The sequence below is a fragment of the Stutzerimonas sp. R40042 genome (genome assembly GCF_026642215.1).
GTDB classification, from domain to species: Bacteria; Pseudomonadota; Gammaproteobacteria; order Pseudomonadales; family Pseudomonadaceae; genus Stutzerimonas; species Stutzerimonas frequens.
This window is the reverse complement of the sequence record NZ_CP113258.1, coordinates 2,586,458-2,609,496: the sequence shown is the minus strand read 5'-3', so window position 1 is coordinate 2,609,496 and position 23,039 is coordinate 2,586,458. Positions and strand designations below refer to the sequence as shown.

18 protein-coding genes are annotated in these 23,039 nt (G+C 63.0%); 7 read left to right on the top strand and 11 right to left on the bottom strand.

Annotated elements, in window-relative coordinates:
- Positions 1-39: 39 nt before the first annotated feature.
- Entirely contained in the window at positions 40-693 is a 654-nt protein-coding gene (locus OUY36_RS12245) for a pentapeptide repeat-containing protein (RefSeq protein ID WP_267934475.1), read from the bottom strand.
- 165 nt (positions 694-858) lie between these two features.
- Positions 859-2,730 (bottom strand): quinoprotein ethanol dehydrogenase, encoded by a 1,872-nt coding sequence (gene exaA / locus OUY36_RS12240; protein WP_267934474.1) that lies wholly within the window; start codon positions 2,728-2,730, stop codon positions 859-861.
- Between the two features lie 309 nt (positions 2,731-3,039).
- On the opposite strand from exaA, the gene pedF reads away from it, so the two are divergent.
- Genes pedF through OUY36_RS12220 form a run of 4 tightly spaced genes read left to right on the top strand, consistent with a single transcriptional unit; the run spans position 3,040 to position 6,171 of the window.
- Positions 3,040-3,477: a cytochrome c-550 PedF gene (gene pedF, locus OUY36_RS12235; protein ID WP_046618948.1), complete on the top strand. Its 438-nt coding sequence runs from the start codon at positions 3,040-3,042 to the stop codon at positions 3,475-3,477.
- Positions 3,477-4,391: a substrate-binding periplasmic protein gene (locus OUY36_RS12230; protein WP_267938167.1), complete on the top strand. Its 915-nt coding sequence runs from the start codon at positions 3,477-3,479 to the stop codon at positions 4,389-4,391. The genes pedF and OUY36_RS12230 overlap by 1 nt, the downstream gene beginning before the upstream one ends.
- A 50-nt stretch (positions 4,392-4,441) precedes the next feature.
- A complete protein-coding gene (locus tag OUY36_RS12225) occupies positions 4,442-5,188 on the top strand; it encodes a quinoprotein dehydrogenase-associated SoxYZ-like carrier (protein ID WP_267934473.1) in 747 nt (248 codons plus the stop codon).
- 53 nt (positions 5,189-5,241) lie between these two features.
- Positions 5,242-6,171, top strand: coding sequence for a quinoprotein relay system zinc metallohydrolase 1 (locus OUY36_RS12220; RefSeq protein WP_267934472.1), 930 nt, complete (start codon positions 5,242-5,244; stop codon positions 6,169-6,171).
- 52 nt (positions 6,172-6,223) lie between these two features.
- Here the strand turns inward: OUY36_RS12220 and OUY36_RS12215 are convergent, their stop codons facing one another.
- Positions 6,224-7,462: a substrate-binding protein gene (locus tag OUY36_RS12215; RefSeq protein WP_267934471.1), complete on the bottom strand. Its 1,239-nt coding sequence runs from the start codon at positions 7,460-7,462 to the stop codon at positions 6,224-6,226.
- 278 nt (positions 7,463-7,740) lie between these two features.
- Here OUY36_RS12215 and OUY36_RS12210 point away from each other — a divergent pair, with 278 nt between their 5' ends.
- Positions 7,741-9,516 carry a PQQ-dependent methanol/ethanol family dehydrogenase gene (locus tag OUY36_RS12210; protein WP_102840997.1) on the top strand — a complete coding sequence of 592 codons (1,776 nt, stop codon included), beginning with the start codon at positions 7,741-7,743 and terminating at the stop codon, positions 9,514-9,516.
- 102 nt (positions 9,517-9,618) lie between these two features.
- Here OUY36_RS12210 and OUY36_RS12205 read toward each other — a convergent pair whose 3' ends face one another.
- Positions 9,619-10,488, bottom strand: a complete 870-nt coding sequence (locus tag OUY36_RS12205) for a helix-turn-helix domain-containing protein (RefSeq protein ID WP_267938166.1) — start codon at positions 10,486-10,488, stop codon at positions 9,619-9,621.
- 252 nt (positions 10,489-10,740) lie between these two features.
- Between OUY36_RS12205 and OUY36_RS12200 the strand changes: the two genes are divergently transcribed.
- On the top strand, positions 10,741-11,505 hold the full coding sequence (locus tag OUY36_RS12200) for an SDR family NAD(P)-dependent oxidoreductase (RefSeq protein WP_267934470.1): 765 nt from the start codon (positions 10,741-10,743) through the stop codon (positions 11,503-11,505).
- 68 nt (positions 11,506-11,573) lie between these two features.
- Here OUY36_RS12200 and fabI read toward each other — a convergent pair whose 3' ends face one another.
- The 6 genes from fabI to OUY36_RS12170 are packed head-to-tail and all read right to left on the bottom strand — an operon-like array spanning position 11,574 to position 19,823.
- Positions 11,574-12,368 (bottom strand): enoyl-ACP reductase FabI, encoded by a 795-nt coding sequence (fabI, locus tag OUY36_RS12195; RefSeq protein ID WP_102840999.1) that lies wholly within the window; start codon positions 12,366-12,368, stop codon positions 11,574-11,576.
- The gene (locus OUY36_RS12190) at positions 12,349-14,010 is read right to left on the bottom strand and encodes an ABC transporter ATP-binding protein (protein WP_267934468.1); all 1,662 of its coding nucleotides are present in this window, start codon (positions 14,008-14,010) and stop codon (positions 12,349-12,351) included. The genes fabI and OUY36_RS12190 overlap by 20 nt, the downstream gene beginning before the upstream one ends.
- 1 nt (position 14,011) lies before the next feature.
- Positions 14,012-15,031 (bottom strand): ABC transporter permease, encoded by a 1,020-nt coding sequence (locus OUY36_RS12185; RefSeq protein ID WP_267934467.1) that lies wholly within the window; start codon positions 15,029-15,031, stop codon positions 14,012-14,014.
- On the bottom strand, positions 15,032-16,105 hold the full coding sequence (locus tag OUY36_RS12180; protein ID WP_063540630.1) for a microcin C ABC transporter permease YejB: 1,074 nt from the start codon (positions 16,103-16,105) through the stop codon (positions 15,032-15,034).
- Between the two features lie 2 nt (positions 16,106-16,107).
- A complete protein-coding gene (locus tag OUY36_RS12175; protein ID WP_267934465.1) occupies positions 16,108-17,997 on the bottom strand; it encodes an extracellular solute-binding protein in 1,890 nt (629 codons plus the stop codon).
- Complete coding sequence (locus OUY36_RS12170) at positions 17,994-19,823, bottom strand: extracellular solute-binding protein (protein WP_063540628.1); 1,830 nt, start codon at positions 19,821-19,823, stop codon at positions 17,994-17,996. The genes OUY36_RS12175 and OUY36_RS12170 overlap by 4 nt, the downstream gene beginning before the upstream one ends.
- A gap of 138 nt (positions 19,824-19,961) precedes the next feature.
- Between OUY36_RS12170 and OUY36_RS12165 the strand changes: the two genes are divergently transcribed.
- Positions 19,962-21,410, top strand: a complete 1,449-nt coding sequence (locus tag OUY36_RS12165; protein ID WP_267934464.1) for an HDOD domain-containing protein — start codon at positions 19,962-19,964, stop codon at positions 21,408-21,410.
- Positions 21,411-21,421: 11 nt separating this feature from the next.
- Here OUY36_RS12165 and OUY36_RS12160 read toward each other — a convergent pair whose 3' ends face one another.
- The gene (locus OUY36_RS12160; RefSeq protein WP_267934463.1) at positions 21,422-22,984 is read right to left on the bottom strand and encodes a lytic transglycosylase domain-containing protein; all 1,563 of its coding nucleotides are present in this window, start codon (positions 22,982-22,984) and stop codon (positions 21,422-21,424) included.
- Between the last annotated feature and the right edge of the window lie 55 nt (positions 22,985-23,039).

Below are 23,039 nucleotides of genomic sequence, written 5' to 3'. Positions count from 1 at the left end.
TTCTATACCGGAGATTGAACTGGCCTATCGCCGGCGCCTTCATTTTTCCCAATCGACTGGGCAGTCCTTGCAGCCTTCCATGTTGGTGCCCTGGAAGGTCGCGTAATGCCGACGCGCGCCGGTCAGAACGGCGTTGCCCAGGTTGGCGTCGTTGAGCTTAGCTTCCTGCAGGTTGGCATCGGTGAGATCGGCGCCCAGGAGGTCGGCCTTGCTCAGCCAGGCCATTTCCAGGTCGGCGGCGTGCAGCGTGCTGTCGTGCATCCGGGCGCCGCTCATGCGGGCGAACTCGAGGTAGGCACCGGTGAGGTCAGCCCCCTTGAACTTAGCGGCCTGGGCAAACAGGCCCCAGCCCTGGATGGCGATCAGACGGGCATCGGTGAAATTGGCCAGGCGCAGGTTGGCCTGTTGCAGGCTGGCGCGGTTAAGCGTGGCACCAGTGAGGTCGGCTTTTTCCAGATTGGCCAGGTCGAGGTTGGCGTGGCGCAGGTTGGCGCCGGCCAGGTTGGCACCGGCGAGGTTGATGCGGCGCAGGTCCTGATTGCTGAGGTCGGCGCCACGCAGGTCGGCGTTGGCACACTGGCTCTCGGGCTGGAGTACGCAGCCGTTGATCGTCAGGGGAGCGTCGTCTGCGGCGATGGCGGACGCGCTGGCCAACAGGATCAGTGGCAGAAGCAAGCGGTTAGCGGTGTTCATGGGAAGTCACCTGGGGCAGGGCGGGGGAGAAAAAGCGGTCGCGCGGCGTCCCTGGGCCTGTCGACGAGAGCGCCAACCCGCAGCCGGCCAGGCCAGGCGCGCCGCGCGAACCGCTGTATCTTCAGAACATGAGGCGTGCCCGCGCGATGGCGGGCACGGCTCGACTCATCGCTTGGCGGTCTTCTTCTCCCATTCCGGCAGTTTGAATACCCAGAACGAACCACCCTGGGCGACCGGCTTGGTCAGTACGGCCATGTCGCCGCCCCACAGCGGCACGGCACCGCCGTAACCGACCGTCACGCCGATGTACTGCTCGCCGTCCTGTTCCCAGGTGATCGGCGGGGAAATCACGCCGCTGCCGGTCTGGAACTTCCACAGCTCGTCGCCGGTTTTCGCGTTGAAGGCCTTGAAGTAGCCGTCGCTGGTGCCGGTGAAGACGAGATTGCCCTTGGTCGCCAGCACGCCAGCCCACAGCGGGAGTTTTTCCTTGTGTTCCCAGGCTACCTTGCCGGTGGTCGGGTCCATGGCGCGCAGGATGCCGACGTGGTCGTCGTACATGCGCTTGATGCGGAAGCCCTGGCCGAGATAGGCCGAGCCTTTCTTGTAGCTGACTTCCTCGGTCCAGTAGTCCTCCTTCCAGTGGTTGGCCGGTACGTAGAACAGGCCGGTGTCCTGGCTGTAGGCCATGGGGTTCCAGTTCTTGCCGCCGAGGAAGGGTGGGGATACTTCGACCGACTTGCCGTGCTTCTCGCCCGGCTCCGGTTTGGGTGGGCGCTGGCCCTCGTTCTCCACCGGCCGACCGGTTTTCAGGTCGATATGGCTGGCCCAGGTGATGCCATCGACGAAGGGAAAGGCGTTCTGCAGCTTGCCGTCCTTGCGGTCGACGACATAGAAGAAACCATTGCGGTCGGCGTGGGCCGTGGCCTTGACGGTCTTGCCATTCTTGTCCTTGTAGTCGAACAGCACCAGCTCGTTGTTGCCGGAGAAGTCCCAGGCATCGTTCGGGGTGTGCTGGTAGAACCACTTCACCTCGCCGGTGCTCGGATCGACGCCGACCTGCCCGGAGGTGTAGAGGCTGTCGTAGTCCTTCGGGTCGCCGCCATCGCTGGTGCGCTCCCAGCCGTTCCACGGGGCGGGGTTGCCCGCACCGACGATGATGGTGTTGGTTTCCGGATCGAAGCTCGCACTCTGCCATGGCGCGCCGCCGCCCTGACTCCAGGCTTCCTTCTTGCCGGTCGGGTGGTTGGGATCGTCCGGCCAGGACGGCGCCTTGATGTCGCCGGTCGGCGTGCTGTCCTTGCCGTTCAGACGGCCCATGTGGCCCTCGACGAAGGGGCGCATCCAGACTTCTTCGCCGGTATCCGGGTCGCGGGCGAACAACTTGCCGACGACGCCGAACTCGTCACCGGAGCTGCCGTGTACCAGCAGCACCTTGCCGGTCTTGGCATCTTTGACCAGTGTCGGTGCGCCGGTCATGGTGTAGCCAGCGCCGTGATCGCCGAACTTCTTGTTCCAGACGACCTTGCCGGTGTCCTTGTTCAGGGCCACGACACGGGCGTCGAGGGTGCCGAAGTAGATCTTGTCGCCATAGATGGCCGCGCCGCGGTTGACCACGTCGCAGCACGGGCGGATGTCGTCGGGCAGGCGATGGGAGTAGCTCCACAGGCGCTTGCCGGTCTTGGCATCGAGGGCGAAGACGCGCGAGTAGGAGCCGGTCACGTAGATCACGCCGTCATGGACGATGGCCTGGGATTCCTGGCCGCGCTGCTTCTCGTCGCCGAAGGAGAACGACCAAGCCGGGGTCAGCTTGAATACGTTGCTCTCGTTGACCTGCGCCAGGGGGCTCCAGCGCTGTGCATTGGTGCCCATGCCGTACTGCAGGACGTTCTCGGTGGACAGATGATCCTTGGCGATGTCTTCCCAGCTGACCGGCTTGGCCTGGGCGGCAGCGGCCAGCGCCAGGCTGCCAGCCAGTGTCAGGCATTGCACAGCGAGGGCGAGCGGACGGGGTGTGCCGGGGTGCGATCTTGTTGTCATGGTTGCGATTCCCTTGGTCGATTCGAACGAGGCCGCCGCATCCGGCTGGCCTGGCGATTCGATTATTGGGAGCGCGCCACGGGTGCGGACACGGAAAACGTCCCGCGAATGCCGGGAATACTTCCCAAGCCCCACTGATTTGGCCTTGCTACCAGTGGAGTGCCGAAGGTGGTAGTAAAACCTAGTACCAAGGGAGGAGATGCAGGCACCCAAAGCAGGATTCTGCCAATCCGTCCTCGCCGCCAACATGACCACCATGCGCTCCGATGGGGCTGCCTTGCACAGGTTCTCGAATAGAGGGTGGTAGTCATGAATAACAAGATCTTTTTGCGCTCACTGCTGGCAGCGGGTGTTCTCGGTATGTCCGGCCTGGTTCTGGCGCATGGTGACGTGACGCCGCAGGCCGTCAACACCAAGGGCCTGCCGGATCTCGGTGAAGAATGGCTGGACGAGAACCCCTATCGTGCGCCCAGCGAGCACCACGACCTGGCCGTGGAAATCGGTTCTTCCGCCTACAACCAGAACTGCGCACGTTGCCACGGTCTGGAAGCCATTTCTGGCGGTATCGCGCCCGATCTGCGTGAGCTTGAAGCCAGCTACGACGGCGACGAGTGGTACAAGGAGCGCGTGATCAATGGCGCGGTCCGTGACGGTGCCGTGTATATGCCGCGTATGGCCGACACCCTCAGCCAGGAAGCGCTGTGGGCGATTCGCACCTATATTGAAAGCGAAGCGGCCAAGCAGTGATGAACGCCGTCCGGCTGGTTCTGTCGCTGTGGCTGGCTCTGTGCTGCGCACTGGCGCAGGCGGACGTGGTCAAGGTACGCGCCTTCGATGACATCATCGAATCCGGCGTGCTCAAGGTGGCGATGTACGAGAACTTCCCGCCGTACAGCTACCAGCAGGATGGCCAGCCACGCGGTGTCGATGTGGAACTGGCGCGCAAGCTCGCCGAAGGGCTGGGCCTGAAGCTGGAAGTGCTGTGGGTGACGCCGGACGAAACCCTCGACGACGACCTGCGCAACTTCATCTGGAAGGGCCACTACCTGCGGCCTGGCGTGCTGGCTGACGTGATGCTGCGTGTGCCGTACGACCGCGAGTTCGCCTACAAGCGCAACGAGCTGGGTGAAATGATCAACGAGCTGGTGGTGATGTTCGCGCCCTATCAGCGCGAGCGCTGGCAGACCGCGTATGACGATCGCCGGATCGACGAGGTGTCGAGCGTGGCGGTGTTTCAATACCACCCGATTGGCGTCGAAGTGGACAGCGTGCCCTCGTTCTACCTGTCTTCGGTCTTCGAGGGCCGGCTGGCGAAGCACACTCATCATTACCCGAGCATCCGCGAGGCATTCGCTGCGCTTCAGGACGGCGAGGTGGACGCGGCCATGGCCATGCGCGCAGAGATCGAGTGGCTGCTCGACCAGGCCGACGACGAGCACCTGAAGCTCGCCGAGAACGCTTACCCGAACATGGGCAAGCAGGTATGGGATCTCGGCATGGCGGTACATGAATCCAACCGCCAACTGGCCTACGCGCTGGAAGGGGTGTTGGAGCCGCTGATTCTTGAAGGCGAGCTGGAAAAACTCTACGCCAGCTACGGCTTGAGCTACGAGTTGCCCGGGTTGTACCAGGATGTGGAGAGCGACGTGGCCGGGCGCTGACCGGCTGCGCCATGCCGATCCCGCTGCGGATCGCCGTTCGAGGAGTCGACATGAGCGTCCGAATCTTGCTGCTAATGATGGTCCTTCACGCCTCGGGCGCCCTGGCGGCCGAGGCCGATCCACTGCAGTCGGTGATGTGGGAATACCACCACAAGGGCTTGCTCAACAGCGAGCCCTACGTGTTCGACGAGCACGTAAAGGTCCAGGTGCCGCCATTCGCCGAGGACTCGCGACAGGTGCCGGTGCATATCGATGCCAGAGCCCTCGGTGACGAGGTGGTGCGCATCGAGGCCTGGGCCGACCTCAATCCCATCCCACGGATTTTCACCTTCACGCCTGGCGAGCAGGTCGTGCCGCTGGTCGCCATTCGCATACGTGTGGAACAGGCGACACCGATCCGCGCGGCGGTGCTGACCCGTGACGGTGTCTGGCACATCGGCTCGGCCAAGGTCGATGCTGCCGGTGGCGGCTGTACGGCGCCGAGCGTGGTACGTGCCCAGCCAGGCTGGGAAGACCGCCTCGGTGAGGTCATCGGTGGGCGCTTCGCCCGCGGCGATTTCAGTCGTTTGCGCCTGCAGGTCTCCCATCCGATGGATAACGGCCTGGTCGGCGGCATTCCCGAGTTCTTTCTCAACCAGGCCGAGCTGCGCGATGCCGACGGTCAGGTCCTGGCGGAGCTGGAACTGTATCCGGCGGTCGCCGAAAACCCGAGTCTGAGCCTGGAAGTGAAGGGCGCGCAGGACACTCGCCTGTGGCTGCGTGACAACAACGGCAACGAGTTCGAAGCCGCGCTCTGAACTGACCAGCCCGCGTTTTCTCCGAGAGCCAGCAACCAAGCCAAGGAGGCTTCATGCGCCTGTTGCTCCTGATGTTCGCGTTCTGTCTGACCCTGCCCGCACATGCCGAGCTGCGTTACACCCTGCAGCCGCGGCAGATCGCCGATGACGTGTGGCTGCTGGAAGGCTCGACGGACAACTTCGACAAGGCCAACGGCGGCAATATCGTCAACACCGGCTTCATCGTCACCGAGGCCGGTGTGGTGGTGATCGACAGCGGCCCGTCGCGGCGTTACGGCGAGGCGATGCGCGCGGCCATCGCAAGCGTGACCGATCGTCCGGTCATCAAGCTGTTGCTGACGCATCATCATCCCGACCACGTCCTCGGCAACCAGGCATTTACCAATGTGCCCATCGCCGCGCTCGCCGGTACGACCGAGCTGTTGCGCGAGCAGGGCAACGCCATGGCCGAGAACATGTACCGCCTGGTTGGTGACTGGATGCGCGGTACCGAGGTGGTGTTGCCGACCGAGACTCTGGCACCCGGCACGCTGGATATCGGCGGACGTGCCCTGCGTCTGCTCGCTCTGCGCGGTCACACCGGTGCCGATCTGGCCATTCTCGACGAACGCAGCGGCGTGCTCTTCGCCGGTGACATCCTGTTCTACCAGCGCGCGCTGACCACGCCGAACAGTCCTGGCCTGGATGTCTGGCTGGAAGATCTGGATACGCTCGAGGCGTTGCCCTGGAAGCGCCTGGTCGCTGGCCACGGCCCGGTGGCCGATGATGCCGCGCCGTTCCTGCAGATGCGCGACTACCTCGGCTGGCTGGACGGCTTGCTGCGAGAAGCCGCCAATGGCGGGGCGGACATGAATGAGGTGATCCAGAGCCCGATTCCCGAGCGCTTCTCCGGCATCAGCCTGACCCGCTATGAGCTGATCCGCAGCGTCAGTCATCTGTATCCGCGTTACGAGGCGATGGCGCTGCAGCGCGTCGACGAGTGAAGGCGCGCCCGCGGCGCGCCGGTTGATGTTCCACTCCAGTCGCTGCCTTCAATCACTGCAGCTGTAGCTGATCGCCACGCTCCTGCTGCCAGTCGTCCAGGCTGGGTGCGGCTTCCTCGCCATCCATGCGGTGGATGATGGTGAAATAGTCCTGCTTGAAGCGATCCTGCATGATCTCGCTGCGATCGCGAACCTTTACCGCGTAAATGCTCTGGACGTTCTGGTGGTCGAAGTCGCGCCAGTACTGCTCGTCCTTCAACAGGCTATAGCGATGGTTCTCCAGCTCGGCGATGACGGCTTCGCTATCCAGTCGGCCAGCCCGCCCCACGGCATCGGCCCACTGCCGGACGATGCCGTAGGCTGACGCTGCGGTGCTGCCGGGGTAGGCCTGATGCAGCGCGATGTAGCGCTCGACGAACGCCTGGCCGGTTTCGCTTTTCTCTCGCTGCGGTACCCGCCAGGTCCAGGCTTCGGTGCCGATCACGTTTTCCATCACCAGCGGTCCGGCCTGCTCGACGATGCTCTGGGTGAGGTTGGGCGCGATGATCTGCATGCGCTTGCCCAGTTCCAGGGTGTGCGCCAGGCGCATGGTCTGCACCAGATCCTGGCCGAGCAGGACGATCACCAGCACATCCGCGTCGCTGGCGGCAGCCTTCTGCAGTGCGCTCAGGTAGTCGTCGCGACGGGCACCTCGTGCGGCGATCTTCGAGTAGCCATGGCGTGCGCGGTCGCGGCTCTTGGTCGCTTCACGCAGGGCCTGCTCCATGCTGTGGCCCCAGGCATCGTCGAGGCTGATGTAGTGGTAGCGGCGATTGGGCATGTGCCAGCTCAGGTATTCACCGAGTACCCGGGCGCTCATCCAGGCACTGTTGGACTCGCGGAATAGGTGGCGATGGCCGTCCCGCCCGGTGATCTCGTTGGCGTAGCCGAGGGTGGGGAAGTACAGCAGTCCAAGTTCGCGGGCGCGCTGGCCGGCGCTCAGCGCCTCTTCGCTGTTAGCGCCGCCGAAGATCATCGCTGCGCCCTGTTTGGCGAAACGGTCGACATTGGCACGCGCCTTTTCCGCGCGAGCCGCCGAATTCAGGCTGACCAGCTCCAGACGCCGGCCCAGCAAGCCGCCATCCTGGTTGATCTGGTCGACGGCGAGCAGGGCGCCACGGCGCAGCTCCAGACCTTCTGACTTGTAGTTGCCGGTGCTCGGGTAGTTGAGACCCAGGCGGATCGGTTCGGACGCGTGGGCGCTTTGCAAGGTGAAGACGATGAGGGCGATGACCAATTTCGGGCGAAGCATGGCTCTTATCCTTCTGAGCGAGGGGCGTCCGTTGTAGGGCGTGGGGTGGGCTCAGCGGAATAGTCTTTTCCGGCCATATGGGTGCGACTTTCGGTGCCGCCCGGCATTGACGGCGGGCCGAATCGCGCGTCTTTCGTGGCCTGCGGAGGCGTATTGCTACCAAGGGAGGAGGAAAATCGGTACTGCGGGCAATTGTTGGCGAGGCGGTGCAAACCAAGAATCACCCACAGACCGGGAAAATTTCCCGGCATAACAATGAACCCGCAGAGGTAGCCGCAATGAAGCACACCGGTCTTCGCAAGCCCTTCGCCGTGACGGCGCTATGCGCCGCGGTGGCGATGTCCAGCCTGCACGCCTGGGCCGTAACCGACCAGGAAATCCTCAACGACGCCAAATCCACCGATCAGATCGTCACCAACGGTCTGGGTTTGCAGGGCCAGCGCTATAGCACGCTGGACACGTTGAACACCAATAACATCAATCAGTTGCGACCGGTTTGGGGCTTCTCTCTCGGCGGTGAAAAGCAGCGCGGTCAGGAAGCGCAGCCGCTGATCAAGGACGGCGTGATGTACATCACCGGTTCCTACTCGCGCGTGTACGCACTGGATGCCCGGACCGGCAAGGAACTGTGGCAGTACGACGCCCGCCTGCCCGACGGCATCATGCCGTGCTGTGACGTGATCAACCGCGGTGTGGCGCTGTATGGCGACCTGGTGATCTTCGGCACGCTGGACGCCAAGCTGGTCGCCCTGAACAAGGACACCGGCAAGGTGGTCTGGAAGAAGACCGTCGCCGACTACAAGGCTGGCTACTCGCTGACCGCCGCACCGTTGGTGGTGAACGGCAAGCTGATCACCGGCGTTTCCGGTGGTGAATTCGGCGTGGTCGGCAAGATCGAGGCCTACGACGCGAAGAACGGCGAGCTGCTGTGGACCCGTCCGACCGTGGAAGGCCACATGGGTTACGTCTGGAAGGACGGCAAGAAGGTCGAGGCCGGCATCTCCGGTGGCGAAGCGGGCAAGACCTGGCCGGGCGACCTGTGGAAGACCGGCGGTGCAGCTCCGTGGCTGGGCGGCTACTACGATCCGGACACCGACTCGCTGCTGTTCGGTACCGGTAACCCGGCGCCGTGGAACTCGCACCTGCGCCCTGGCGACAACCTGTATTCGTCCTCGCGTCTGGCTCTGGACCCGAACGACGGCTCGATCAAATGGCACTTCCAGTCCACCCCGCATGACGGTTGGGACTTCGACGGCGTCAACGAGCTGATCTCCTTCGACTACAAGGAAGGCGGCAAGACCATCAAGGCTGCCGGCACTGCCGACCGCAACGGCTTCTTCTATGTGCTTGACCGCACCAACGGCAAGTTCATCCGTGGCTTCCCGTTCGTCGACAAGATCACCTGGGCCAAGGGTCTGGACAAGAACGGCCGTCCGCTCTACGACGAAACCCACCGTCCGGGCAATCCTGCCGACGCGGACAAGGGCAAGTCGGTGTTCGTCGCACCGTCCTTCCTGGGTGGCAAGAACTGGATGCCCATGGCCTACAGCCAGGACACCGGCCTGTTCTACGTGCCGTCCAACGAGTGGGGCATGGACATCTGGAACGAGGGCGTAGCCTACAAGAAGGGCGCGGCCTACCTGGGTGCCGGCTTCACCATCAAGCCGTTGAACGAGGACTTCATCGGTGTGCTGCGCGCCATCGATCCGAAGACCGGCAAGGAAGTGTGGCGCTACAACAACTACGCTCCGCTGTGGGGCGGCGTGCTGGCCACCAAGGGTAACCTGGTGTTCACCGGCAACCCCGAGGGCTACCTGATGGCCTTCGACGCCAAGACCGGCAAGAAGGTCTACGAGTTCAACACCGGCTCGGGCGTAATCGGTTCTCCGGTCACCTGGGAAATGGATGGCGAGCAGTACGTCTCCGTTCTCTCCGGTTGGGGTGGTGCGGTACCGCTGTGGGGCGGCGAGGTCGCCAAGCGCGTGAAGGACTTCAACCAGGGCGGTATGGTCTGGACCTTCAAGCTGCCGAAGGATCTGGTCGCCAAGCGCTGATCAGCCTGCGTTACGCAAACCCGGCGGTCGTCGGGTTTGCCAGAACAGAACCCCGGTCGCCATGGCCGGGGTTTTGTCGTTCTGGCGTCAGGCAAAGGCAGTTCATGCCTGGCGATAGGCGCTGGGCGTGACGCCCACCTCACGGCGGAACACCTGGGAGAAGTGGCTCGGGCTCGAATAGCCCACTTCCAGCCCGATATCGATGACGCTGCGCTGCGTTTCGATCAGCAGCCGACGCGCCCGCGCCATGCGCAGGCCGATGAAGTACTGCGACGGCGAAAGCCCGGTTGCGCGCTTGAACATCCGGCTGAAGTGGTACTCGCTCAGTTCAGCGGTCCGGGCCAGCTGCGCAAGGCTGAAATCGTCGCCCAACTGCGCATCCATCGCCTCGATGACCCGGCGCAGCTTGTAAGCCGGCAAGGCGTTGCTGCGACGGACGACGTCTTGCCGATCCCGATAGTGACGCACGAGATGCACGGCAAGTGCCTGGGCCAGGCCGCGAACGTATAGCAGGCTGGGCTGGCGCTCTTCGATCAGCTCGTGGCTGAGCTTCTCCATCAACCAGCGAACCGTGTCGTCCTGAGCGCCGGAGACATCCCGCAAGGCAACCGCTGTGCTCTGCGGCCCGAGCAGTTCCCGAGCGGCCTGGTCGATGAGCGGCAGGCCGAGATACAGATGCATCACCTCGAAGCGCTCACCTTCCAGCGTCTGCCAGCGCATCTCGTAGGGCTCGTGGGTATCGGTCAGGAAGAAGTCGCCGGCCCTGACGGTGGCCGCGCTCCATTGCCCGGCCAGTGCACGTTCCTCGACCCGTGCCGCACCGGCCAGTACCAGCACCAGCAGCGGCTCCAACACTGCCGGTACCTGTATCGGCTCGACGATCGTGTGATGGCTGAACAGCTGCACCACCACGTCCTGCATCGGCGGCTGCTGTGTGCTCACTCGCGCTTCACCAGGCAGGTAATGGCTCATCGACTGCGGGCTGGTTTGCCCCGCATGGGGCCGTGGCGGGGCTTGTGATGGCCGCGGCATGGTGTGCTCCTGGCAGACATTCGAAAGCGCTCAGCGCCGAAAGGTTAGCGCAGGACCCTGCGCGCCGGCAGATCACTGCTGCGCGCAAAACCGCAACAGCCAGCGCAAGCGTGCGAAAGCCCGGCCTCCTGCGATAGGAGACAGTTAACCCATCGCGCCTCGTGGCGCAGCCCCTAAAGAGAGGAGAGCACCATGACTGATTCGAATCACATCGTCGTTCAGGAAGTTGCAGGCAAGGTCGCGCTGGTCACCGGCGCCGCCAGCGGCATCGGCAGGGCGATTGCCTTGTTGCTGCACGATCGGGGCGCCAAGGTCATCGCCGAAGACATCAACCCGGCTGTCGAGAAACTCGCTCGACCAGGTTTGGTGCCGCTGCTGGCGGACATTACCAAGGATGGCGCAGCCGAACGTGCGGCCGGCCTGGCCATCGAGCATTTCGGCCGGCTGGATATCCTGGTCAACAACGCCGGCATCATCATCAACAAGCGAGTGGTGGACATGAGTCGCGAGGATTGGGAGCGCATCCAGGCGGTCAATGCCACGGCGGCGTTCCTGCATTGTCGCGAAGCGGTCAAGGCGATGATGCCCAACCGCTCAGGGGTGATCGTCAACATCGCTTCCTACGCGTCCTATTTCGCCTTCCCGACCATCGCCGCGTACACGGCCTCGAAAGGCGCGCTGGCGCAGCTGACCCGCACCCTGGCGCTGGAGGCGATCGAGCATGGCATCCGGGTCAACGCCATCGGTGTTGGCGATGTGGTGACCAACATTCTCAACGACGTGGTCGAGGACGGCCCGGGCTTTCTTGCCCAGCATGGCGAAGCCGCACCCATCGGGCGCGCTGCGCAACCGGAGGAGATCGCCGAGATCGTCGCCTTTCTCGCCTCGGAGCGGGCCAGCTTCATGGTGGGCTCGGTTGTCATGGCGGATGGCGGCATGACGGTGACGGCCGGCTGAGGCCGTCGCGCAGAAACACGAACCCCGCCGACAGGCGGGGTTCGGTGCTTACGTAGACGGACGCGGGATCAGTCTTCCAGCGAGCCCATCGCGGTGGTGTTGAAGCCGCCGTCGACGTAGAGGATCTCACCGCTGATGCCGGACGCCAGGTCCGAGCAGAGGAAGGCACCGGCGTTGCCGACTTCATCGATGGTGACGTTGCGGCGCAGCGGGGTCTGCTTCTCGTTGGCAGCGAGCATCTTGCGGAAGCTGGCGATGCCGGAGGCGGCGAGGGTACGGATCGGACCGGCGGAGATGCAGTTGACGCGGGTGCCTTCCGGGCCGAGGCTGCCGGCCAGGTAGCGAACACCGGCTTCCAGACTGGCCTTGGCCATGCCCATGACGTTGTAGTTCGGCATGGTGCGCTCGGCGCCCAGGTAGGAGAGGGTGAGCAGGCTGCCGTTGCGGCCCTTCATCATCTCGCGGCCGGCCTTGGCCAGGGCGACGAAGCTGTAGGCGCTGATGTCGTGGGCGATCTTGAAGCCTTCACGGGTGGTGACTTCGGTGAAGTCGCCGTTCAGCTGGTCACCGGGAGCGAAGCCGACCGAGTGCACGATGCAATCCAGGCCGTCCCACTTCTTGCCCAGTTCCTCGAACACGCGGGCGATGTCTTCGTCATTGGCGACGTCGCAGGGGAAGCACAGCTCCGGGCCCGAGCCCCAGCCGGCGGCGAATTCTTCGACGCGGCCCTTGAGCTTGTCGTTCTGGTAGGTGAAAGCCAGTTCTGCACCTTCGCGATGCATGGCGGCGGCGATGCCCGAGGCAATCGACAGTTTGCTGGCAACGCCGACGATCAGTACGCGCTTACCGGTGAGAAAACCCATGTGCTTGTCCCTCTTCTGGTTGTTCGGCAGCGCCGGGCGCCATGAAGGCGGATTCCAGCAGCTGCTGTGTATACGGATGTTGCGGCGCCGCGAATATCTCGGCAGCCGTACCCTGTTCCACCACCTGGCCCTGCTTGACCACCATCATCTGGTGGCTGAGTGCCCTGACCACCGCCAGGTCATGGCTGATGAACAGGTAGGTCAGGTTGTACTTGGCCTGCAACGAGCGCAGAAGCTCCACCACCTGGCGCTGGACCGTGCGATCGAGAGCCGAGGTCGGCTCGTCGAGCAGTATCAGCGCCGGTTTCAACACCAGAGCCCGGGCAATGGCAATGCGTTGCCGTTGTCCGCCGGAAAACTCGTGGGGATAGCGATGCCGGGTTTCCGGATCGAGACCAACCTCCACGAGCGCGTCAATGATTGCCTGTTCCTGCTCCTGCGCATTGCCCATGTGGTGAATGCGCAGCCCTTCGCCGATGATCTGCCCGACCGACATCCGCGGGCTCAGGCTCCCATACGGGTCCTGGAAGACCACCTGCATCTGCCGGCGCAACGGCCGCACGGCGCCCTGTGACATGCCCTGCAGCTGCTGGCCCTGGAAGCGGATCTCGCCGCGACTGGCCAACAGACGAAGGATAGCCAAGCCCAGGGTCGACTTGCCTGAGCCGCTCTCGCCAACGATCCCCAGCGTCTGCCCCTTGGGCAGGCTGAAGTTCACACCATCGACCGCCTTGACGTGATCGACGGTGCGCCGCAGCAAGCCTTTCTTGATCGGGAACCAGACTCGCAGGTCCTCGACCTCCAGCAGCGGTGCCGCCTGCTCGACCGCCACCGGGCCACCGCTGGGCTCGGCTGCGAGCAGTTCCTGGGTGTACGGATGCTTGGGTGAACGGAACAGTTCTTCACACAACGCCTGTTCGACGACACGACCCCGCTGCATGACACATACACGATGGGCGACCCGCCGAACCAGGTTGAGATCGTGGCTGATCAGCAGCAGAGCCATGCCCAGCCGCGCCTGCAGTTCCTTGAGCAATTCAAGGATTTTCAGCTGCACGGTGACGTCCAGCGCCGTGGTCGGCTCGTCGGCGATCAGCAGTTCCGGCTCGTTGGCCAGCGCCATGGCGATCATCACGCGCTGGCGCTGGCCGCCGGACAGTTCGTGCGGATAGGCGCGGATGCGCTTGCGCGGTTCCGGAATGCCCACTAGCTCGAGCAATTCCAGGGTGCGGGCGGTGGCGGCCTTGCCCCGCAGGCCCTTGTGGATCTCCAGCACCTCGTTGATTTGCTTGCCCACGGTATGCAGCGGGTTGAGCGAAGTCATGGGTTCCTGGAAGACCATGGCGATACGGTTGCCACGGATCTTGCGCATGGCCTTCTCGTCGGCCTTGATCAGGTTCTGTCCGTGGAAATGAATCTGCCCCTGCGGGTGGCGGGCCAGCGGGTAGGGCAGCAGGCGCAGGATGGAATGGGCGGTGACCGACTTGCCCGAGCCGCTTTCGCCCACCAGGGCCAGGGTTTCGCCCTTGTGGATGTCGAAGGAGACGCCTTCCACGACGCGCTGGACCTGATCACCGGTGACGAACTCGACGGCCAGATCGCGGACCTCGACCAGGCTCTCGCCAATCGAAACTTCGGACATCTTATTTCCTTGGGTCGAAGGCATCGCGCGCCGCCTCCCCGATAAACACCAGCAGGGTCAGCATGATCGCCAGCACCATGAAGGCGCTGATCCCGAGCCAGGGGGCCTGCAGATTGGCCTTGCCCTGGGCGACCAGCTCGCCCAGCGACGGCGAGCCCGCCGGCAGGCCGAAGCCGAGGAAGTCCAGCGCGGTGAGGGTGCCGATGGCGCCGGTCAGAATGAATGGCATGAAGGTCATGGTCGAGACCATGGCGTTGGGCAGGATGTGGCGGAACATGATCGCGCCGTTCTGCATGCCCAGTGCACGGGCCGCGCGTACATACTCGAGGTTGCGCCCACGGAGGAACTCGGCACGTACCACGTCCACCAGGCTCATCCAGGAAAACAGCAGCATGATGCCCAGCAGCCACCAGAAGTTCGGCTGCACGAAGCTGGCGAGAATGATCAGCAGGTAGAGCACCGGCAGGCCCGACCAGATCTCCAGCAGGCGCTGCCCGACCAGATCGACCCAGCCGCCATAAAAGCCCTGCAGGGCGCCGGCGATCACACCGATCACCGAGCTGATCAGGGTCAGGGTGAGGGCGAACAGCACCGAGATGCGGAAACCGTAGATCACCCGGGCGAGCACATCGCGGCCCTGATCATCGGTGCCCAGCCAGTTCTCCAGCGAAGGCGGCGCGGGCGCCGGCACCTGCAGTTCGTAGTTGATGCTCGAATAGTTGAAGGGAATGACCGGCCAGATCATCCAGCCATCCTTCTCGGCGATCAGTTCCTGGATGTACGGGCTTTTGTAGTTTGCCTGCAGCGGAAACTCGCCACCGAAGGCCGTTTCCGGATAACGCTTGAACACCGGGAAGAACCATTCGCCGTCGTAGCGCACCACGATCGGCTTGTCGTTGGCGATGATCTCCGCGCCCAGGCTGAGCACGAACAGCGCAAGGAAGATCCACAGTGACCACCAGCCACGCTTGTGCGCCTTGAACAGGGCCAGCCGGCGCTGATTGAGGGGGGACAACTGCATTCAGGCCTCCCTGCTTTCGAAATCGATGCGCGGGTCGACCAGGGTGTAAGTCAGGTCGCCAATCAGCTTCACCACCAGGCCGAGCAGAGTGAAGAGGAAGAGGGTACCGAACACCACCGGATAGTCGCGGTTGATCGCCGCCTCGAAGCTGAGCAGGCCGAGTCCGTCGAGAGAGAAGATCACCTCGATCAGCAGCGAGCCGGTGAAGAACATACCAATGAAGGCGGCCGGAAAGCCGGCGATGATGATCAGCATGGCGTTGCGGAACACGTGGCCGTAGAGCACGCGATTCTTGCTCAAGCCCTTCGCTCGTGCCGTGATCACGTACTGCTTGTTGATCTCGTCGAGGAAGCTGTTCTTGGTCAGCAGCGTCAGGGTGGCGAAGTTGCCGATCACCAGAGCGGTAACGGGCAGGGCGAGGTGCCAGAAGTAGTCGATGATCTTGCCGCCCAGAGTCAGGTCGTCGAAGTTGCCCGAGGTCAGGCCGCGCAGGGGAAACCAGTTCCAGTAGCTGCCGCCAGCGAACAGCACGATAAGCAGGATGGCGAAGAGAAACGCCGGGATGGCGTAGCCGACGATGATCGCCGAGCTGGTCCAGACGTCGAACTTGCTGCCGTGACGGGTGGCCTTGGCGATCCCCAGCGGGATCGAGGCCAGGTACATGATCAGCGTGCTCCACAGGCCCAGCGAGATGGATACCGGCATCTTCTCGATGATCAGGTCGGTGACCTTGGCGTCGCGAAAGAAGCTCTCGCCGAAGTCCAGCCGCAGGTAATTGCTGAGCATGATCCAGAAGCGCTCGGCCGGCGGCTTGTCGAAGCCGTAGAGTCGCTCGATCTCGGCGATCAGCTCGGGGTCCAGGCCCTGCGCGCCGCGATAGCTGGTGCCACCCACCGCAACCTCCGAACCGCCACCGGCGATACGGCTGGTGGCGCCCTCGAAGCCCTCCAGCTTGGCGATCGCCTGTTCCACTGGGCCACCGGGCGCGGCCTGGATGATGATGAAGTTGATCAGCAGGATGCCGAACAACGTGGGGATGATCAGCAGCAATCGGCGAACAATGTAAGCCAGCATGCTTAGCGCTCCGCCTCGCCGTTATCGGCTGGCGTGCTCGCACCAGCTTCCGCGGCTTTCTTCGCTTCCACCGGATCGGCGACTGGAGCCTTCGCCTCCGGCTTGCGCCACCAGGTCATCAGGCCGATGTCCTGTTTGGGCGTTACCTGCGGATGAGCCAGGTGGTTCCAGTAGGCGACGCGCCAGGTCTTGATGTGCCAATTAGGCACCACGTAGTGACCCCAGAGCAGCACGCGATCCAGCGCACGGGTATGGGCGACCAGTTCCTTGCGCGAGTCGGCGCCGATCAGCCCCTCGACCAGCATGTCGATGGCCGGTTCCTTCAGGCCGATGAAGTTGCGGCTGCCGGGATTGTCCGCACTCGCCGAATGCCAGAATTCACGCTGTTCGTTGCCGGGCGAGTTGGACTGACCGAAGCCACTGACGATCATGTCGTAGTCGCGCGAGCGCAGCCGGTTGATGTACTGCGAGACGTCGACTCGACGGATCTCCAACTCGATGCCCAGGTCGGCCAGGTTGCGCTTGTAGGGCAGTAGCACGCGCTCGAACTCGGCCTGTACCAGCAGGAACTCCAGCTTCACCGGCTTGCCCTGGGCGTCCAGCATCTTGTCGTTCTCGACTTTCCAGCCTGCTTCCGTCAGCAGCCGATAGGCCTGGCGCTGTTGTTCGCGAATCACGCCGTTGCCCTGGGTTTGTGACAGTTCGAAGGCCTTGTCGAATACCTCGTCCGGAACCTTGCCGCGAAGGGGCTCGAGAATCTTCAGTTCGTCTTCGCTCGGCAATCCGGAGGAGGCCAGTTCGGAGTTGTCGAAATAGCTGCGGGTCCGGGTGTAGGCGCCGTTGAACAGCTGGCGATTGGTCCATTCGTAGTCGAACAGCAACCCAAGCGCCTCACGCACGCGACGGTCCTGCAGCAGCGGGCGGCGGATATTGAAGATGAAACCCTGCATGCCGGTTGGGTTGTAGTTGCGGATCTCCTCCTTGACGATGCGTCCATCCCGGACTGCATCGATGTCGTAGGCGGTGGCCCAGTTCTTCGCGCTGGTTTCGAACCAGTAGTCGAAATGCCCGGCCTTGAAGGCCTGCAGTGCTACGGTGTTGTCCCGGTAGTAATCGAAGTTGATGTGATCGAAGTTGTAGAAACCGCGATTCACGGGTAGATCCTTGCCCCAATAGTCCTCGACGCGTTCATAGCGGATCGAGCGACCGGCCTGGACTTTCTCGACGCGGTACGGGCCGCTACCCAGAGGCGGCTCGAGGCTGCCCGAAGTGAAGTCTTTGCCTTCCCACCAGTGCTTCGGAAGGACTGGCAGCTGCCCGAGAATCATCGGCAGCTCGCGATTGCCGGCATGCTTGAAATCGAAGCGCACCCGTCTCTCACTTTCCGCCGTCACTTTTTCCACATCGGCGTAATAGGCACGGTATTGCGGAGCACCCTGGCTCATCAGCGTCTCGAAGGTGAAGACGACGTCTTCTGCCTTGACTGGCTCGCCATCATGAAAGCGTGCCTGCGGGCGAAGGTGGAAGCGCACCCAGTCGTTGTTCGGGCCTTTCTCGATCTTTTCCGCCAGCAGACCATAGACGGTGAACGGCTCGTCCAGGCTGTTGGTGGTCAGGGTGTCGTAGATCAGACCGATGTCGTCGGCCGCGACACCCTTGTTGATGAAGGGGTTGAGCGAGTCGAAGCTGCCGAAACCGGCCTGACGCAGCGTGCCGCCCTTGGGCGCGTCGGGATTGACGTACTCGAAATACTGAAAGTCGGCCGGGTACTTGGGCTTCTCGCCATACAGCGTCAGGGCATGGCGGGGAGCGGCCTCGGTCAGGGCGGCGGCCATGCAGAGCAGACTCAGCAGGCCGGCGCGAAACAGCGAATGGCTCACGCGATTGTTCATTTGCTCTTCTCCAGGCTCTTCAGCCACCAGGCGCGCAAGCCCAGCGTATAGGGCGGCGTGGTGACATGGGCGAACCGATTGCGGTACGCCAGGCGGTGGTTACTGATGAACCAGTTCGGAATGGTGTAGTGGTTCCACAGCAGTACGCGGTCGATTGCGCGGGCGGCCGACACCTGTTCGTCGCGGGTCTGTGCGGCGAGCAGCTTGCCGATCAGATCATCGATGATCGGGTTGGCGATTCCCGCATAGTTGCGGCCGCCTTTGACGCCGACCTGGCTGGAATGGAAATAAAGGTACTGCTCGATGCCCGGACTGAGGCTTTGGGCCAGCGTCATCAGGATCATGTCGTAGTCGTAATGGTCGAGTCGTTGCTTGTACTGCGCACTGTCCACGGTGCGCAGGTTGGCCTGAACGCCAATGCGCGCCAGGTTCTCGACGTAGGGCTGGAGGATCCGTTCCAGCCGTGGATTGACCAGCAGTATCTCGAAGCTCAGCGGTTGCCCGGCACTGTTCAGCAGTCCGGCATCGGATAGCTTCCAGCCTGCTTCGGCAAGCAGCCCCAGGGCGCGACGCAGGGTTTCCCTCGGGATGCCACGACCATCGGTTTCTGGTAGCTCGAATGGTTCGGTGAACAGCTCACCAGGGAGCTGCTTGCGGTAGGGCGAAAGTAGCAGCCATTCTCCGCCTTCGGGCTTGCCGGTGGCGCTGAAGTCACTGTTGGGGTAGTAGCTTTCGCTGCGGCGGTATGCGCCGTAAAACAGCGCACGGTTGGTCCATTCGAAATCGAACATCAGACCGAGCGCCTCGCGAACGCGGCTATCGGCAAAAGTCGAACGCCGGCCGTTCATGAACAATGCCTGGGTCTGAGTCGGGATCTGGTGTGGGATCTCTGCGCGAATGATGTCGCCACGCATTACTGCCGGGAACTGGTAACCGTTGGCCCAGTTCTTCGCCTGATGCTCGATGAAGAAGTCGAACTCACCGACCTTGAACGCTTCGAACGCCACCACGTTGTCGCGGTAGAACTCGACATCGATGCGATTGAAGTTGTACTTGCCCCGATTGACCGGGAGCTTGGCGCCCCACCAGTTGCGCACGCGCTCGAACACTACCTGCCGCCCGGGTTGCACCTGGGTGATGCGGTAGGGGCCGCTGCCCAGCGGGGGATCGAAGGTGGTGGCCTTGAAGTCGCGATTCTTCCAGTAATGCTGCGGCAGGACCGGCAGTTCACCGAGGCGCATGATCAGCAGCGGATTGTCTGGCTGCTCGAAGACGAAGCGGATGCGGTGCCGGTTGAGAATGTCGACGCGCTTCACCCCTTGCAGATTGGTGCGGTAGCGTGGATGACCGTCCTTGAGCAGCAGCCGGTAGGAGAATGCCACGTCATAGGCGGTGATCGGCTTGCCATCATGGAAGCGAGCTTCCTTGCGCAAGTTGAAAACGACCCAGCTATTGTTGTCGCTGTACTCCACCGATTCGGCGATCAGCCCGTAGCTGGACGCGGGCTCGTCGCCCGAAGGGTCGTAGACGCCGGTACCGACCATCAGCGGTTCGTTCAGCTCGCTGAAGCCGTACTGCAGGAATCCAGGGGTCGCACTTGGGCTGGTGCCCTTGAATGTATAGGGGTTGAGCGTATCGAACGTACCCGACGCCATCAGCTTGATCCTGCCGCCCTTGGGCGCGCGCGGATTCACCCAGTCGAAGTGGGTGAAATTGGCTGGGTACTTAAGAGTGCCGAACTGCGCATAACCATGGCTTTCGCTGATGGTGGCGAGGGCGGGAAAGCTCAAGGCCAGGCAGGTCAATAACAGTAGCAGGGGTCGCATCAGACGGGGGATCCGATCCTTGGCGCTTAAGGGCTTCTCGGGCCGGTACAGTAACAGCTTGTATGCGCTGGAAAAAGGCCGGCCACCTCGGGCAAACTGCCACTCATTTCCCGTACTGGCATTGTGGAGTGTGACCTCTTGGATGTACGTGCCCAGGGTCTGCAGGCGTGGATCGATCGCCTGAACCAATCCGAACTGCCGGCGCTGGCATCGGTGGTCAAGGATATCCAGCGGCTGGCCGAGCACCAGCACGCTTCGGTCCAGCAGCTTGCCGACGTTCTGCTGCGCGATGCGTCGCTGACTTCCAAGGTGCTCCGGGTCGGCAATAGCAGCTACTACAACCCCTCTCAGGAAACCATCAAGACCATCTCGCGGGCGATCGTGATGATCGGCTTCGACAACGTCCGACTGATCAGCCTGTCGGTGACGCTGATCGATAGCCTGCTGGAGAAGGCTCCGCGGGAGCAACTGCTCGAGCTGCTGGCCCGCTCCTTTCATGCGGCCGTGCAGGCGCGCAATATCGCCGGCTATGTCCTTTCGCGGCATGAGGAAGAGGTGTTCATCGCGGCGTTGCTCTATCACGTCGGTGAGCTAGCGTTTTGGGGCTGCGGCGGCGAGCAGGCCGACGAGCTCGCCGTTCAGCTGAAACAGCCAGGCATCAAGCCTGAGGAAGTGGTACAGGCCACTCTCGGCACCAGCTTCCGTCAGCTCACGCTGGGGCTGGTGAAAAGCTGGAATCTGGGCGAGCTGACCAGCCTGGCTCACAGTCAGGCCGTAAGCAATGACCCGGCTGCGCGTGCGGTGGCGTTGGGGGTGAGGATCAGCGAAGCCGCACTGGATGGCTGGGAATGCGAAAAGATGCAGGCTCTGACCAGCGCGGTGGCGGAGTTCACAGGCGTGACTGAGGCCGATGCATTGCAGCAGATCCTCGCCAGCGCCGACGAAGCGGTCACGGTTGCGACCACCTTTGGCGCCAGTCGGTTGGGCCGGCTGATCCCCAGCACCGATCCGGAGCAGATCAGGCTGCAGCAGGCAGAGCGCCAGGCCGCCTTGCTGCAGCCGGACCTGCTGTTGATGCAACAGTCGCTGCAGGATCTTGGGCTGATGGCGTCGGGCGGCGATGCCAGCCTGATTCTGGAGACGCTGCTCAAGGGGCTGCATCGAGGCGTTGGATTGGAGCGGGTAATGGTGGCGGTCCTGACCGACCAGCAGACGCGTTTCAAGGTGCGTTGTGCCGTTGGAGAGGGGGCCGAAGCCTGGCTTCAGAACTTTGCGCTGCCGGTCGACCAACCCGAGCAGCCGCATATCTTCAGCTATGCGTTGCGACATCGGCAGTCGCTGTGGATGGGTGTGCCGGCAAGCTACAACCTGGCGGACCTGGTGACGCAGCCGCTGCGGCAATGGCTCGGCAACGGCATGTTCTTCATTGCGCCGCTGATGGCGGGAGCGCGGGAGATCGGTGTGCTGTACGGCGATTGTCGCTTGTCCGGGCGTGCGCTCAAGCATGAGCAGTTCATCGCCTTTCAGCGTTTCACCCAGCTGACCGGCCGTTGTCTGGAAGCCCTGAGCAAGCGTTCAGCGGGTTGACGGTCGGGGGCTCACCTTGGGAGGTAGAGGGTGAGCAGCTGGCCCGGACGGAGCACTTCGGTGCTTTTCGGGTTCCAGGTCTTGAGATTGGTCAGCTGCACATTGAAACGCTTGGCAATCTGATACAGCGAATCCCCCTTACGGACCTTGTAGTACGTCGGGGCGTCAGCATTGTTCTTGCTCTTGGCGGCAGGCGCAGGCCCCTGCAGGAAGAGCGCCTGGCCTACTTTCAGCTGGCTGCCGGACAGATTGTTCCAGCGCTGCAGGTCGCGTACCGATACGCGCTGCGCCTTGGCGATATCCCAGAGGTTGTCACCGGATCTGACCCGGTAGCTGCGGGGTGTGGTGTCTGGCTGACGCGCTACCGCGTGCAGTAATTCTCGCGATGCACCGGCGTCGCTGCTGGCGGGAATGCTCAGCACCTGGCCGATACGCAGGGAGTCGCTGTTCAGGCGGTTGATGTCGCGGATGACATTGACGGTCAGGTGGTGCCGGTTGGCGATCGCCCCCAGGGTATCGCCTGGGCGGACGGTGTACTGCTTCCAGTCGACCAGTTCCTGCGGCTTCATCAATGCCAGGTTGGCTGCCAGCATCTCGGCCTTCTCCAGCGGCACCAGCAGTTGCTGCGGGCCGTCCAGCGTGATGCGGCGGGTGAAGGCGGGGTTCAGCTGGTACAGCTCGTCTTCGTCAAGGTCGGCCAGCTTGGCTACCCGTGCCAGGTCCATGCGCTGCTTGAGGGCGATGACCTCGAAGTAAGGTTCATTGGCGATCGGGTTGAGGTTGATGCCATAGGCCTCAGGCGCTTCGATCAGTTGCGACAACGCCAGCAGCTTCGGTACATAGTCGCGAGTTTCGCGTGGCAGGGGCAGGTTCCAATAGTCGGTTGGCAAGCCCAGTTTCTGATTGCGTTCGATGGCGCGGCTGACCGTACCTTCGCCAGCGTTGTATGCGGCCAGGGCGAGCAGCCAATCACCGTTGAACAGACCATGCAAATAGCTCAGGTAGCGCAACGCGGCATTCGTCGAGGCGGTAATGTCCCTGCGGCCGTCGTACCAGCTGGTCTGGCGCAAATTGAAATGACGGCCGGTGGAAGGAATGAACTGCCAGAGCCCGACCGCATGGGCTGGAGAGTAGGCGAACGGATCGTACGAGCTTTCGATGATTGGCAGCAGTGCCAGCTCCAGAGGCATGTCGCGCTCTTCCAGGCGCTCGACGATGTAGTGGATATAGGGGCTGCCGCGTTCGCTGGCGATCTCGATGGAGCGGGGGCGGCTGGCGAAGAGCAGGCGCTGCTGCTCGATGCGCGGGTTGCTGTCCAGATGCTCCTGCAGTTTGTAGCCTTCGCGGATGCGCGCCCAGAGGTCCTCGTGTTCGACGATGGTGCTGGTATCGCTCAGCCAGATGGGCTCCTGTACCGCCGGTCCGCTCGCACGCCTCGACTGATCGAACGCATCATCATCGCGTGCGGAGTTGCTTTGACAGCCGGCTAGGGCTACGCAGACGGCGAGGGCCAACGCACGACCAGAGGCTGCCAAGGCGTCCGTTTCGTGGCGTTTCTTGGGAGCTGGCGGCATTGGCTGGAATCTTCCCCGGAAACAAAATTCGGGGGATTCTAGGAATGCGTCCTGA